We start from the raw sequence: 14,319 nt of genomic DNA on the forward strand, positions 1-14,319 counted from the left end.
GGGTAAGCCCTTTTTCTTTGCCCAATGATTGGCCGCCCTGCGGTCGACGGTTAATCATTGGCGAATTCAGTTGAATCCGCCTAGTTCGAGCCCAGCAGGCGGAGCCAAATAAGAAAAGGGCTTATCCACACGGGTAAGCCCTTTTTCTTTGCCCAATGATTGGCCGCCCTGCGGTCGACGGTTAATCATTGGCGAATTCAGTTGAATCCGCCTAGTTCGAGCCCAGCAGGCGGAGCCAAATAAGGAAAGCCCGGTATCGCAAGGTACCGGGCTTTTTCTTTGCCCAATGACTGGCTGTCCTGCGGTCGCCTGGGACCGTAACCTGCTACACCCCACTCCCAAAACTTCGGGGAGGCAGTGGGAAGCGATGCCTGCATCGCGAAGAAACTGACACCGTACCGACCTTCAGAATTGCGCCAAAGAGAATAGCACAGCGCCCTCAGACAGGCCCTCCCTATACCCATATAGTTTAGCGCCAACTCCCACTCCTCAGCCCGATTTCCCTCTGCCACGGGAAAGTGAGAAAATCCGCCGCCAGTGTGAACTACAGGTCTGACATGGATAACAAACCACGCATAGGCTTCATCATTACCAAGGCAGAGACCGGTGGCGCCCAGCGATGGACTCTTGACCAGATTCGCCTTCTGCAGGATGACATCCACCCTTTCCTCATCACTGGGGAAAACCAATGGTTGGCACGAACCCTGGGAGCACTGTCACCCCTAATTCTCCCGGACCTGCTTAGGCAGATGCCCAGCCCAACTGGACTAATGCGCCTGCGCCGCTACCTTCTGGATAACAGCATTTCAGTTCTGGTCGCCAGCTCGGCAAATGCGGGTGTCTATGCCAGGCTGGTGAAGCTGTTTATTCCACGCTTGAGGGTCATCTATGTTTCCCATGGTTGGTCCTCGATTTACAACGGAGGCAAGCTGGAGAGCATCTACACCCTTGCGGAACGCTTGCTCTCAACCCTGACCGATCTGGTGATCAACGTCTCTAACGCAGACGCCAGCAAATGCAGTGAAAAGCTAAATATCCCGCCAGGCAAAACCATCACACTGACCAATCGAACCCCCAAACCGACAAGACTGCCTGCAAACCTGCCGCCAAAACCGGTAAAGTTGCTGTTTTTAGGCAGATTGGCGCACCCCAAACGCCCGGACCTTCTGATTGATGCCGTTTCCTGCTTTTCAAAAGAGGAAGTGACACTCACGGTTATCGGCTCCGGGGCTGCTCAAAAGGAAATGCAGGCAAACGCGCCCAACAATGTTTTTTTCGCCGGTGAGGTCCAGGCATTTGATCAATTTCATCTTTATCATGCACTTTGCCTCATCTCCGACAGCGAAGGGCTTCCCATGTCCGCCCTTGAGGCCAAAGCACATGGGTTGCCACTGTTACTGAGCGATGTGGGCGGATGTCATGAACTGGTTGGCGCCGGAAACGGCATTCTGTGTAACAACACACTCGAATCAGTCCGACACAGCATTGATCAACTGATCGCCAATATTGACGACATGCAGTCCGCCGCCAGGGCATCCGCATCGGATGCATGGCTAGAGCCGACAAAATCAGACTACTTAAGCGCTTATCTAGGCGCAGAATCAGGCATTTGAACCCATGAATTCACACTTCATTCCGATAAATCCGGCACGCCACAACCGCCTCCACGAGCGGCTGCTACTCAATCCCGTGACGGGCCACATTACGGGGCTGGCCATTACCCTGTTCTGCGCACAGCTTTTTGCCCACGGATCGATCTCAATCCCCCACGATCCCAACCAGCAACTATCGCTAATAACCCTGGCAACGATTTACATCTTTAATGCACTCCTGATAAAAAAGATTGTTCGCTTCCCGGGTGGCCGCGGCTTTTCCTACAACGCCAGCATCACCCTGGCCCTGATTGCCTCGGCCATGCTGGTAATACTGGCCTTCCGCCTCGGCTACTCACGTAGCACACTATTTGTAGGCTTTGCATTATTACTCGGTGTGCAATTTGTCAATTTCATCATTAACCGTCGCTATCGCAAGCTTAAATTCGCTTTGCTACCCAATGTTGAAATAAACAATAAAGAAAACGCCGAAAACATCTGTTTCCGAGACCTCGTATCGACCGAGCTGTGTGAAACTCGATACGATGCACTTATCGTGGACACCGAATCCAAAATTGAAGACAACTGGTTGCGCTATGTCGCCCATCACAGCGCATCCGGCACAACGATTATCAGCAGCAAAGCGCTGAACGAAGCCATCAATGGAAAAGTCGATCTGAACATGCTGAGCATCCATGACATGGATTCCCTGCAGCCCAGCGCCGTTTATGTCATTGCCAAAAGGCTAATCGACATTGCTTCTGTCGCCCTGCTCAGCCCAATCGTGCTGCCTGTTTCCTTGATCCTGGCCACTATCATTCGCTTTGAATCCAAAGGGTCTGTCCTCTTTATTCAGGAACGAGTCGGGCAAAAGAACATCCCCTTTCGCATGTACAAATTCCGTTCCATGATCCCGGAAGATGATGACACTCCGCGTTTTGCAGACATGGACGAACACCGGATCACCCGCTTTGGCAGCTTTATCCGAAAATTCCGTCTGGACGAACTTCCACAGTTTCTGAATGTACTGAAAGGTGATATGAGCCTGATCGGACCTCGCCCTGAGCAAAGAGGCTTTGTAGAGCAATTCGAGCAGGAAGTGCCTTTTTATAGCTACCGGCATATCGTCAAGCCTGGCATCACAGGCTGGGCTCAGGTGAGCCAGGGGTATGCGGTATGCACGGAGTCAACCCGGGAAAAGGTCGAGCATGACTTCTTTTACATCAAGAATCTGTCGCTATGGGTGGACATTCTGATTGTACTCAAAACCATCAGAACAGTTCTCACGGGGTTCGGCGCTCGCTAACCGAAGCACAAGCAACAAGAAACTCCTCGAGGCCGCAACGTTCCAACAAAGAAGACCATTCCAGTGAGTCCACAGAAGCCGAAAAGCCCTGTGGATCCATAGCCTTCAAATCAGCCAGGCCAGATTCTATTTTATAAAAACTGGCATGATGACAAGTCTCGAAATTCCGGATCCATTCATAATCATTGGTCACGACCCCCAGGCCCGCAGCACAATATTCCAGAACCTTGGTACTGGTCTGCACATTGAAGGGATAAACATCCGGGATAAAATTGAGCCCAAAGCGGGCCTTACTGATCCAACCTGGAACGTCATCATAGGGAACAGCGCCCGTCACAGTCAGAGCCCGCTTCAGCGACCCCAGCCTATCCAGCCAATCGGAATCGTCAATCCTGCCGACAACAAGGACTGATAAATCAGCCTCAAGACACTCCTTGAGAACTTCAAGCAGCCCCTGGCGACCAGCGACCGTTCCACAGTAAACGATGTCGAATTCCTTAGCGGAACCTGCGGTAACCGCATCGAAAAAGCGCTGATGCACGCCCATATCACGCTGAACACTCGGCACCTGGTCAGAAAAACCGAGAACACTTTCAACCTGCCCATTCAGAAAAACACGGCCTACGGGCTTTCTGTTGAGGTATCGCTTTATCGTATCCTTCGCTTGTGCAAAAGGCGGAACACTCAAACTATGATATTCATGGATTTCCGGCACATCACTATGGCTCCAGAAAGGGTAAAATCCCATGAAACGGTATATCAAATCATAGCGCTCGGGAGAAAAAACCTCCCCGTCTGAATGAGAGATAACCTCAAAGCGAACGGAACTACTTTTCTGGAAGTACTCACTATAGGCATGTAACTCTGGCAGGTAAGCACTGGAATCATGTACACACGCCACTTTAATTGTCATGATTATTTACCAAGGCCTTGTTACTGGCAAAAAGATCAAGCCGCCGGACCGCCTCTACCCACCTGACATCATCGCCATACCATTCCAGCAGATTCTCTACAGCCAAATCGGATAGCTCCGCTCGGCCGCCATGCCCTCCCTTATGCGATTGTGCCGCATTGTTCGGGAAACGGTACTGCCCGGGGTCTCCGCCAAGGGTATCGACAAGGCAACACAGATAACTGTCGAGATCCGGCTGCCAGCCCGCCAGAGGGATGCGATGAGACAATTCAGAGAGATTCTCAACAGAACCCAGCCAATCACGGTAGTGAGTTCTTACATGGCCAATAGCGTGCATTGCAGCCCGAGCATTTTCACGGCACTCGGGTTCCGGGTTACTCAGCGCCTCAGCCAGGCTATTGGCATCAGGAAACGATGCAAATGCGGATGCTTCAGCTTCTGTCCATGGAATGAAGTAAGCCGGCTTACCTTGTCGATAGCGGCTATAAAATGCACTGACGAAGCGATCGACCGGATCACGCAATACAAACGTGAATTGATCACTCTTTGGCAACCGCCTAACCGTAGTGCTGTGCTCATGCAGGACCAACCAGGAATTACCCACCCTTTGATTTCCGTGAAAAACCCGCCCTAGAGCCGTCCCCCCTGTCTTCCCGATATGGAGGAAATGGATGACTTTAAAGCCTCTTCGGCGCATAAAAAATGCACCAAGCCATCTAACGAACGCCCGGTAACGGCCAACACAAATGCCCCTGGCTCGCACAAGAAGCTCAGACATCAAAACGGGACCTCAACCTTTCATACTCAGCCTGATAGCCGAACTCCTCGACATCTCGACGATAGCGTCTATAAACCATTTCAACCATTTCAGCGGAGGAATAATAATCTTCATAGTTATATCCCCCAGTACGGTTAAAATGGGGAACATCCCCAAAACCATAATGCTCAGACAGTGCGGGAAAGCTACGCTCAATCTCTTCGAGTTTTTCAATCTGGTCAGGCAAACGCGGTGACAAGGAATGGATCAGGTAGTACTGCCCCATGAAATGTCTGTCACTCAAGCGATCTGGAATATTGCAGACCTTCTCAACAAAGGCCTCGAAAGAATCAGACATTTCCAGGTAACCGCCAAGATAATCCGCATATTCAAACCCAACCATGCGAATTTTTTCAAAATCCTCAAACTTGTTGATATAAGAAGAAACAAGTCTGGAAAAAGGATTTCTGACATAAGTGAAAACATGGCATTGCTCAGCGTCAGGAAACCTCCCTCTTACCGTCAGTTGGGCCACCTTGTGGTTTTGATGAATAGAGTAATTATCCTGAATATCGTCATCTACAATACCAGCCACCATTGCTTTCTTTATGGAAGAACAGGCTGCTTTTGAAACCACCAGGTACGCGACCTTCTTGTCACCCAGCACAACGAACTCAGGCTTTTCAATATGCCCACCAATTGCAGCTTTGCAGGCATGAAGCAGTGATTTTGCCAGCTTACGAAACTGTATATAGAAGCTTTTAATAAAGGCGCGTTTCAGCGAGCCACGGTTACTCATGACAACTCTCTTTCATACAGGTGCGAATAAACTGCCTGGACAATAGATACATGGCGACATTCTGGATCACCATGGTAATTGAAAAGGCCAGGGCAGCACCGACTGCAGCATAAATAGGAATAAGGATAATACTCAGCAGAACGCAAAGAATGCCACTGCCTACAATAATATTTCGCAATAGCTTTTCGTTACCCGTCATAGCCAGCATCCCACCGGAAATTCCGGCAGAAACATTAACCAGTTGCCCTATCGCACAAATCAACACAAGATCAACCGCTGGGAGATATGCCTCCCCAACAGTCATCCTGATCAATACATCAGGCATGGCCACAATAAATACAAACAGTGGGGCAGCAATAACAAGGCCTATCAACGAGCTTTCGCGCAATCCTCTTGCAAGCCCTCCGAAATCTCTCTGGCTCATTGCGCTGGCAAGCTGAGGGGAGATCACGCTCTTTACCGCAATCAACGGCAAGCTCACTATGGAGGCGATTCGTTGCCCCAAGGCCAGCCATGCCAGCTCATCAGGGCTGCACCATATAACGGCCAGAATCTGGCTGACCCAGATAATCATTTCAGAAAATACCGCAGCCAGCCAAAAATGCCGGCTCATCAACAACATTTCCCGTCGATCTGCTTTGGCAGGAAAGCCCGGTCTGTTACCCGGGGGAAATACCCCCAGCGCCAGGGACAGGGAAACCAGACATACAGCAAGAAATGCCGCAGCTGCAGTCGCTGCATTTTCAACGGGGAACAGAAAAATCAGCAGGATAAAGCCGATAAACGGAGCAGATGTAGAGAAAAATATCCCCAGGGAGCTTTTCCTGGCCGCTATCAAAAAGCGGGTCTGGAGAAACAATAAGCTGAAAGGCACAATTGCGGCCAGCATGTACGATAATACCCAGCGCTTACCCTCGGAAAAAAAAGGGACAAGCCAGACAACTGCTACTGCATTAATCGCCACAAAGAGGGAAACCAGGCCAACCAGAAACAACGAAAACCATTGCTGGCGATAAAGTTGATCATCCTTTCCTTCTGAAAATGCGATTGATGCCAGCTTCAGCACGCTGTTATCCGTACCAATTCTCACTACCACTGAAGCAAGCATCAGCACCGCAACGCTCCAGAGGAAAATACCGGCCTGGTCCGCCGGCAGCTGCCTTGCAACAAGAACGTTCATGGCCAGCATGGCCACTGCACCCAGCCCCCTGATCACCAGCGGACCAAGATACTTTTTCAGCAAGGCTGCAAAGCCACGCAACAGAGCGGCCTTATCCGGTTTCGCTGTCAATGAAGGAACCCCAACACATTGAAGGCCTGAGTAAATGAATTCCCGCCTTCGCGGGATTGACGAATCAAGAGAGCATCCAGAGTCGCTATCCGAGCCTGATCAGAAAACGAATAGCCAATGAGTAATGCTTATTTATATCCATTCGGATTCTTGTCCTGCCAGCGCCAGTGATCCTCGCACATCGCGTCAATACCCCGCGAAGCGCTCCAGCCAAGCACATTGCTGGCATGGGTCGGGTCCGCATAACAGGTCGCCACATCACCGGGGCGACGTTCCACAACCTGATAAGGAACGTCACGGCCGGAAGCCCTGGAAAAAGCCTCGATCATCTCAAGTACGCTATACCCACGTCCCGTTCCCAGGTTGGTCGTAATTAAGCCACCGGCTTTCTCCAACGCCTGCAGTGCCGCCAGATGCCCCTCGGAAAGGTCCATCACGTGGATGTAATCACGCACCCCTGTACCGTCATGGGTAGGGTAATCCCCACCAAAGACATTCAGCTGCTCCCGCTTGCCGATGGCAACCTGTGCAATGAAAGGCATCAGGTTATTAGGAATGCCATTGGGGTCTTCGCCAATCTCGCCGCTTTCGTGGGCACCCACGGGATTAAAGTAGCGCAGAAGGGCTATTCTCCAGCGGTTATCACTGGTGTAGAGATCTCGGAGCATATCTTCAATATGCAGCTTGGTGGCACCGTAGGGATTCGTTGCACTGAGAGGGAAATCTTCCCGTATCGGAACCGTTGCGGGATCGCCATAGACCGTCGCTGAAGAGCTGAACACCATGGTGCGTACGCCGGCACGCTCCATCGCCTCCAGCAACCGGAGGCTTCCAGTCACGTTACAGTCGTAGTACGCAAGCGGCATGGCAACAGATTCCCCCACCGCCTTGAGGCCAGCAAAATGGATTACTGCCGCAATATCATGGGCTGAGAACAGGGCATCCAGACAGCTGGCATCACGAATATCCCCCTCTACAAAGGTTACCGATTTGCCGGTAAGCCGCTCAACACGAATCAGGCTCTCACGACTGCTATTGCTTAGATTATCCAGCACCACCACTTGGTGCCCAGCTTCCAACAACAATAAAACGGTATGAGAACCGATGTAACCCGCGCCGCCCGTTACCAGGATACTATTCATCGCTTACGTCTCCGAATCATCGGCCTTAGCCTCAGACTTATCTTACTCAAACAGTGGTTTGTGGATGACACAGCGGAACCGTTCAACCGCCTAGAGTGGCTGTTGAGCTTGCGGCAACCCAGAACATTCCGTGCTGCCTCCGCCACACACGATAACCACGATAGATGAGTCTACTATGCCATTTTATCGCGCCAGTTTCCGCCATACCTTCAGCACCGGGGATACTGTTGAGCTGACCTCCCACCCCTACCCGGCCAATAGCTGGGAGCACGCCCGGCAACTGGCCGATGCATTTGGTTATGTGGATGTGCGGATTGCTGTCGAGGACCGACATAACGATGGCCGAATTACCGTATACCCCATGCTCACCAGTGTTGAATGACCGCCCCCTGGAACAAGCCACAATCAATGAGCATCACAACACTATCGCTCACCTCCCACTCATGGGCAGAACCGAGCACGCACCGCGGCGTGGTGGTAGCAGATCAAAACGCTCAGGCGCGGGTTATGAAGACGGTTCTTGTCGTTTCCTGAAAAGCATGAGCAACAGGCCATCCTTGGCCTGAGGACAAAATCCAATCACTGCACTGTGTCGGATTACGGCTACGCCTAATCTGACCTACGCCAAATCAGCGGCACGTAGTTTGTAGGCCAAATCAGCCTGGAAGGCGCAATTTTGTAGGTCGAATTAGCCTGAAAGGCGTAATCCGGCATACAGCTTAGCCAGCACCCACCCTACACAATTGCGGCGATCAGTTGCTTCACACAGGCTTCAATATCGTTTTCAGCGGTATTCACCACCAGCTCCGGCTTGGCCGGTGCTTCGTAAGGGCTATCGATACCGGTGAATTCCTTGATAATGCCCTGGCGCGCTTTCTGGTACAGCCCTTTGGGATCGCGCTTCTCACACTCTTCAAGCGGCGCATCCACAAATACTTCCACAAACTCACCGTCTTCGAACAACTCACGGGCCGCATCGCGATCGGCGCGGAACGGGCTGATAAAGGCCGTTACCACAATCAAACCGGCATCCACCATCAATTTGGCCACTTCAGACACCCGGCGAATGTTCTCGGTGCGGTCTTCATCACTCATACCCAGGTTCTTGTTCAGGCCGTGGCGCACATTGTCGCCATCCAGCAGGTAAGTGTGGTTACCCTGTTCGGTCAACGCCACTTCCAGCGCATTCGCCAGCGTGGACTTACCGGAACCGGACAGACCCGTCAGCCAGATACACTTCGGCGTCTGGCCCTTAACCTTGGCGCGATCCGCCTTGGACACATTAGACTCATGCCATACGACATGGGCTTTGGATTCGTTTGCTTTTTCCTGGTACGGGGATTTCTCAGACATGCGATATTCCTTCAGTTGAAAGTTCAAAGTTGAAAGTTGAAAAGGACAACCCTCAACTCCCGGGCTCAGCCATGCTGTATGCCCTTGATCATGGTCGCCAGCATCCTTGATAGCTGTTCAGACTCAGAGAGCCAACGACCGGCTTTATCTTCGGTGATATAACCGATTTCATGGCCAATATGAATCTGGGTTCTCAACTCACCGACAGATCCTTTGGCATAACTCCAGAAACGCGCTCTTTCTTTAGTGGAAAGGCGCTCAAATCCCTCGGCAATATTACTGGGTACAGATAAGGCTGAACGCGTAATCTGATCCCGAAAGCCAAAATCCTTGAGCCCGGCAAAATACCGATACATCTCCACACAAAGCGCAGTACCGCGCTTCCATACATCCAGATTTTCAAATCGAAGCATCCATGCTCCTCCTGCTTGGCTCCATCCTTGGAGCGCCATATTGTTTTGTATTTCCTTTCAACTTTGAACTTTACACTTTCAACTCAAAGCTGTTTGGCAGAGCCTCCCTAAAACCCCCAAACCATCGGAATAACGCTAAGGCTGATCACCGCCACCACCACACTCATCGGAAACCCGATCTTCAGGTAATCCCGGAACGTGTAGCCCCCTGGCCCCATGACCATCAGATTGGTCTGGTAACCCAGCGGAGTCATGAAGCTGGCGGAAGCGGCGAACATGACGGCAACGATAAAGGGCATCGGGCTGACGCCCAGCTGTTCAGCAACGCCAATGGCAATGGGAAAAACCAGCACGGCGGCGGCGTTGTTAGTGATCATTTCGGTAAATACGGCCGTCAGCAGGTAAATCATCACCAGCGCCATAAAGGGTGACAAGCCGCCGTCCGGGATCACTTGCTCCACAATCCAGGCCGCCGCGCCGCTGGACTCCATGGCTTTACCCAGCGCAAAAGAGGCACCGATCACCACCAGCACCGGCAGATTCACACTCACGTTCATCCGCGAGCGGTTCACGGTGACACAGCGTAGAGCGATCATCAGGCCGGCCGCAAACATGGCCGCCTCCAGAGTCGAGGCCAGCCCCAACACATTCGCCATCACCATCGCCACCAGCACAGCAACAGCCAGCGGCGCCCGGCGAAAGTCCGGGGGAGTGGAATCCTTTAATGGGCTCACCAGCATGAAATCGCGCCGATACTGATACTGCTCGACAAACTGCTGGCTGGTTTCCAGCAGCAAGGTATCCCCCACCTTTAAACTCTGCTCGCCCACCTTGCCGGGCACTCGCTTGCCATTTCGGCTGATACTCAAAATCGCCGCCTGGTAACGGGTCCGGAATCCGGTTTCCTTCACTGAACGACCAATACCGGGAAATTCCGGGCTAAGTACCACTTCCACGAGATGGCGCTGGTGGTTGTTCAGGCCCAATTTGTGAGCCCCACCATGGGCGGCCTGCAAGCCGTTGATACGTTGCAGCTCCCGCGCGCACTCTGGCACCCCGACAAACGCCAGCAGATCACCCTCCTGCAGCGTCATTTCCGGGCCAACCGCTGTGAACAGTCGCTCATCACGCTGAATGTCGGTCAGGAAGCCATGGGTCAGGTTCCGCAGCCCTGCATCCTGAATAGTCCGGCCCGCCAGCGGGCTACCTTTCGCCACCAGCATCTCCACGTGGTACTCACGGGCATCTTCCCACTGGGACGCCATACTCGCCCGGTTCGGCAGCAAAAAACGGCTAATCAGCAACATAAAGGCCGCGCCGCCGAGCAGCACCGGCACACCGACCCAGGCCACATCGAATATGCCGAACGCCGGCAACCCCTTTTCCTGCACCAAACCATCCACTACCAGATTGGTACTCGTGCCAATCAGCGTACAGGTACCGCCAAGAATGGCCGCATAACTCAGTGGCAACAGTAACTTGGAGGCCGACAGGCGCAAGCGTTGCGCCCATTCCTGCACCGCAGGAATCATCATCGCCACAACCGTGGTGTTGTTCAGGAAGGCACTCAGAATGGACGCCGGCGCGATCAACCGAAACTGGCTGGAGAGCACGGACTTGGGCTGGCCCAGCAACCTGTGTGCTACCCAGTAAATGGCGCCGGTATCCCGCAAGGCAGCCGCCACCACGTACAACGCCGCAATGGTCATCAAGCCGGGGTTGGCAAAACCGGACAGCGCCTCGCCCGGGGAAATAAGGCCCGTGATCAAGACGAGCACCAGCGCCGCCATCATGGTCATATCCGCAGGCACTCGGTTACTGGCCAGCGCCCCCAGCACAGCCAGTACAATCAGTAGTGTTATCAGTATTTCCAGCGTCATCAGATGAACCAGACAGAGCCCAGGCCGCGCGACAAACCGCACCGCAAAAAGGGCATTTTACAGGGCAAAGGGAATATAAAAAGGGAGCACTTAGTCAAATATGACATAAGCAAAAAACCAAGGTCTCAGCCAACAATGTCGGATTACGGCCAAGCCTAATTCGACCTACACACTGACAGACGAAACAACCGCGGCGGCTTCAACGTCAGGGTTTGTAGGTCGGATTAGCCTGAAAGGCGTCATCCGACATTATCAGGAAAAGCTATTCAACCGCGCTGGCGGTTTTCGCCACCATTGTCGGCAATTCACGGCTAGGCGCACTTTTGGGCGCCTCGACGCTCACTCCGCTCGGCTCGTACCCATTCACATAGCTGCGCAGCAAAGCCCGCAGGGCATCCCTGTCGGCGCGACTTAGCGCCTTGCGGAAGGCTTCCAGAGCGAAAGAGATTTCATCCCATTCCAGCTTTTCTTCATGGGCCTGCATGATCATCTCGTGCTCGGTACGCGTACTGCAATCACCGATCAGCAGCTCTTCATAGAGCTTTTCACCCGGCCGCAGGCCGGAAAAAGCAATCTCGATATCACCGTCCGGGCTCTTCTCATCCCGCACGGACATGCCCATCAAATGCACCATGGTCCGCGCCAGGTCCACAATGCGCACTGGCTCGCCCATATCCAGCACAAAGACTTCACCGCCCTGGGCCATGGCACCCGCCTGGATCACCAGTTGGGAAGCTTCCGGAATGGTCATGAAATAGCGAATCACATCAGGGTGAGTCACGGTGACCGGCCCGCCTTTTTGAATCTGGTCACGAAACAGGGGCACCACCGAACCGGACGAGCCGAGAACATTGCCAAATCGCACCATGGAGAACACCGTCTCCGAGCCCCGCGCGGCAATGGCCTGAAGCACCAGTTCCGCAAAACGCTTGGTGGCCCCCATCACATTGGTAGGGCGCACCGCCTTATCCGTCGACACCAGAATAAAGTGCTTAACCTGGGCGGCTTCTGCACCCAGTGCCGCTTCCAGCGTGCCCAGAATGTTATTGCGCACGCCAGCAGACGGGTTGGCTTCTACAATCGGCACATGCTTGTAGGCGGCCGCGTGATATACCGTATCCACCCGATGCTCGCGACACAGCCGTTCCATCAGACCCCGGTTCACCACCGAACCCAGCACCGCCTCAACCTCAATGCTCTTGTTACGCTCACCCGCCGCCGCCCGCAGCTCTTTTTCAATGGCGTAAAGACCAAACTCACTCTGATCCAGCAGCACCAGTTTGGAAGGATGCAATTTGAGAATTTGCCGACACAGCTCGCTGCCAATGGAGCCACCCGCACCGGTCACCAGCACATGCTTGCCGCTGATACAGCGCGTCAGCAGATCCGCCCGGGGCGGCACTGAATCACGGCCCAGCAAGTCTTCGATGGAGACTTCCTTGATTTCCTCCAAGCGAGCCTTGCCGGTGGCAATATCCGCAAACGAGGGTACCGTTTGCACATGCACATTCAGGGTTTCCAGCCACCGCACCACTTCCATTCGTGTAGCCCGGCTCTCGGAGGGGAGAGCAAGCAACACAGTTCGGATAGCACCGCCCTCTACCGCTTTTTCCAATGCGCTACGGCTCACCACCGGCACACCACACAGCAGCGTGCCCTGCTTGCCGGGAGCATCATCCACAATCATTTGGGGGTGTAATTCTGCGGAAGACAGCAGCCCGGACACCAGCTGGGCACCAGCGCCACCAGCCCCGAATACGGCTACTGCTTCACAGGCAACACGCTTGCCCAGCACGTTGTAAAGGAAGCGGCGCATCATGAAACGGCTACCGCCCAGATACAGCACCAACAGAGTCCAGAAAATGATAAACACCGAGCGCGGCGTAGAGGCCGAGGCCATATAGGCCGCCGCAGCCAGCAATACCACAGACAAGGTAGTGCCGATCAGAATAGACCACGCCACCTCAGCGCCCAGATAACGGACCACCGAACGGTAGAAGCCAAAGCCATAAAGCACAGGCAACAACACCAGAGGAGCGGCAACCAACAACCACAGATCCGTGACATCAGGAGTGACCGTATTCAGGCGCAGTCCGTAGGCAAGCCACAGCAACAGGGGCGCCGCCAGCGCATCCGCGCTCAGCATGACCAATCGCTTGGCCGTACGCGACAGAGACACCATCCGGTGTACAGGGGAATAGAGATACTTGTTCGTCATAACAGGTCCATCCATGCGACCGCAGGGCCAACTAAATACGGCAAAGTCCCTCTTAGCCATAAGACTGTGATTTTCGTCACACTACTTAGCCGGGGGAGCATTATAAGCCGTTTTCCAGGATATCCAACGGGTAAAAAGCACTAATTTCGAGGCAATCTAGTCATGAACGGTGACAATTAAGCGACAAACGGATACTGAGATCCGTGATTATCACCCGCAATGACGCATCTTTTTCAATCTGTTGCAAACGAGCGCTACACAGCAACCCACCAGCCCGGTAGGTCGAATTAGTCCGAAGGACGTAATCCGACATCCATCCATAGACCAAATCAAACACAGCCATGACACGATGCACTCCACGTACCGGGCCTTGTCGGATTACGCCTTTCAGGCTAATTCGACCTTGTGTCTCTCCGGCGGAAGGATTTGCTACCCTTCCGCCACTGCTGGCGGGCAACCCGTATTCGACCTGAGGCCCTGAGCCTGTGATGTAGATAGGTCCCGCCAGCATTTCTCTCAAAACTTGAACGGTATCCGAGCCCTTCGTTGACCGGATGAGGCTGCACGAACAAGGAGAAGTGGAGAGATGGCTACCATCGGTATTGATGTCAGTAAGAAAAAGCTCGATCTGTGCTGGTTGCGTGATGCGCAGGCC

General features: G+C 53.3%; 13 protein-coding genes. 3 read left to right on the top strand and 10 right to left on the bottom strand.

What is annotated here, in order from left to right; translation table 11 throughout:
- The first annotated feature begins 557 nt into the window (after positions 1 to 557).
- Together A3730_RS15800 and A3730_RS15805 are read left to right on the top strand one after the other, a co-directional pair.
- Positions 558 to 1,613 (top strand): glycosyltransferase, encoded by a 1,056-nt coding sequence (locus A3730_RS15800; RefSeq protein WP_063520801.1) that lies wholly within the window; start codon positions 558 to 560, stop codon positions 1,611 to 1,613.
- A 4-nt stretch (positions 1,614 to 1,617) separates the two neighbouring features.
- Positions 1,618 to 2,898, top strand: a complete 1,281-nt coding sequence (locus tag A3730_RS15805) for a sugar transferase (RefSeq protein ID WP_063519534.1) — start codon at positions 1,618 to 1,620, stop codon at positions 2,896 to 2,898.
- Here A3730_RS15805 and A3730_RS15810 read toward each other — a convergent pair.
- The 5 genes from A3730_RS15810 to galE form a co-directional block, all read right to left on the bottom strand.
- The gene (locus A3730_RS15810) at positions 2,876 to 3,811 is read right to left on the bottom strand and encodes a glycosyltransferase (RefSeq protein ID WP_063519533.1); all 936 of its coding nucleotides are present in this window, start codon (positions 3,809 to 3,811) and stop codon (positions 2,876 to 2,878) included. The genes A3730_RS15805 and A3730_RS15810 overlap by 23 nt on opposite strands.
- On the bottom strand, positions 3,801 to 4,589 hold the full coding sequence (locus A3730_RS29785; protein ID WP_082872417.1) for a sulfotransferase family 2 domain-containing protein: 789 nt from the start codon (positions 4,587 to 4,589) through the stop codon (positions 3,801 to 3,803). Before A3730_RS29785 ends, A3730_RS15810 begins: the two co-directional genes overlap by 11 nt.
- A complete protein-coding gene (locus A3730_RS15820) occupies positions 4,582 to 5,367 on the bottom strand; it encodes a sulfotransferase family 2 domain-containing protein (RefSeq protein ID WP_063519531.1) in 786 nt (261 codons plus the stop codon). Before A3730_RS15820 ends, A3730_RS29785 begins: the two co-directional genes overlap by 8 nt.
- Positions 5,360 to 6,658, bottom strand: coding sequence for a lipopolysaccharide biosynthesis protein (locus A3730_RS15825; RefSeq protein ID WP_063538421.1), 1,299 nt, complete (start codon positions 6,656 to 6,658; stop codon positions 5,360 to 5,362). Before A3730_RS15825 ends, A3730_RS15820 begins: the two co-directional genes overlap by 8 nt.
- Positions 6,659 to 6,786: 128 nt before the next feature.
- A complete protein-coding gene (gene galE, locus A3730_RS15830; RefSeq protein WP_063520203.1) occupies positions 6,787 to 7,800 on the bottom strand; it encodes a UDP-glucose 4-epimerase GalE in 1,014 nt (337 codons plus the stop codon).
- A gap of 175 nt (positions 7,801 to 7,975) precedes the next feature.
- On the opposite strand from galE, the gene A3730_RS15835 reads away from it, so the two are divergent.
- Positions 7,976 to 8,182: a hypothetical protein gene (locus tag A3730_RS15835; RefSeq protein WP_063520202.1), complete on the top strand. Its 207-nt coding sequence runs from the start codon at positions 7,976 to 7,978 to the stop codon at positions 8,180 to 8,182.
- A 353-nt stretch (positions 8,183 to 8,535) separates the two neighbouring features.
- Here A3730_RS15835 and cysC read toward each other — a convergent pair whose 3' ends face one another.
- The 5 genes from cysC to A3730_RS32730 form a co-directional block, all read right to left on the bottom strand.
- Positions 8,536 to 9,153, bottom strand: a complete 618-nt coding sequence (gene cysC, locus A3730_RS15840) for an adenylyl-sulfate kinase (RefSeq protein WP_063538423.1) — start codon at positions 9,151 to 9,153, stop codon at positions 8,536 to 8,538.
- 65 nt (positions 9,154 to 9,218) lie between these two features.
- Complete coding sequence (locus A3730_RS15845) at positions 9,219 to 9,566, bottom strand: four helix bundle protein (protein ID WP_063521165.1); 348 nt, start codon at positions 9,564 to 9,566, stop codon at positions 9,219 to 9,221.
- Between the two features lie 107 nt (positions 9,567 to 9,673).
- A complete protein-coding gene (locus A3730_RS15850; protein WP_063521166.1) occupies positions 9,674 to 11,446 on the bottom strand; it encodes an SLC13 family permease in 1,773 nt (590 codons plus the stop codon).
- A gap of 262 nt (positions 11,447 to 11,708) precedes the next feature.
- Positions 11,709 to 13,664 carry a nucleoside-diphosphate sugar epimerase/dehydratase gene (locus tag A3730_RS15855; protein ID WP_231883976.1) on the bottom strand — a complete coding sequence of 652 codons (1,956 nt, stop codon included), beginning with the start codon at positions 13,662 to 13,664 and terminating at the stop codon, positions 11,709 to 11,711.
- Between the two features lie 160 nt (positions 13,665 to 13,824).
- Positions 13,825 to 14,319: hypothetical protein (locus tag A3730_RS32730; protein ID WP_231883977.1), on the bottom strand; the 495-nt coding region annotated here is incomplete at its 5' end.

Source organism: Alcanivorax sp. HI0044, from assembly GCF_001634945.1.

Excerpts from the sequence above, each read along its gene's own strand:
- A3730_RS15800 (WP_063520801.1), top strand. The coding sequence starts at position 558 with ATGGATAACAAACCACGCATAGGCTTCATCATTACCAAGGCAGAGACC.
- A3730_RS15805 (WP_063519534.1), top strand. The coding sequence starts at position 1,618 with ATGAATTCACACTTCATTCCGATAAATCCGGCACGCCACAACCGCCTC.
- A3730_RS15810 (WP_063519533.1), bottom strand. The coding sequence starts at position 3,811 with ATGACAATTAAAGTGGCGTGTGTACATGATTCCAGTGCTTACCTGCCA.
- A3730_RS29785 (WP_082872417.1), bottom strand. The coding sequence starts at position 4,589 with ATGTCTGAGCTTCTTGTGCGAGCCAGGGGCATTTGTGTTGGCCGTTAC.
- A3730_RS15820 (WP_063519531.1), bottom strand. The coding sequence starts at position 5,367 with ATGAGTAACCGTGGCTCGCTGAAACGCGCCTTTATTAAAAGCTTCTAT.
- galE (WP_063520203.1), bottom strand. The coding sequence starts at position 7,800 with ATGAATAGTATCCTGGTAACGGGCGGCGCGGGTTACATCGGTTCTCAT.
- A3730_RS15835 (WP_063520202.1), top strand. The coding sequence starts at position 7,976 with ATGCCATTTTATCGCGCCAGTTTCCGCCATACCTTCAGCACCGGGGAT.
- cysC (WP_063538423.1), bottom strand. The coding sequence starts at position 9,153 with ATGTCTGAGAAATCCCCGTACCAGGAAAAAGCAAACGAATCCAAAGCC.
- A3730_RS15845 (WP_063521165.1), bottom strand. The coding sequence starts at position 9,566 with ATGCTTCGATTTGAAAATCTGGATGTATGGAAGCGCGGTACTGCGCTT.
- A3730_RS15850 (WP_063521166.1), bottom strand. The coding sequence starts at position 11,446 with ATGACGCTGGAAATACTGATAACACTACTGATTGTACTGGCTGTGCTG.
- A3730_RS15855 (WP_231883976.1), bottom strand. The coding sequence starts at position 13,664 with ATGACGAACAAGTATCTCTATTCCCCTGTACACCGGATGGTGTCTCTG.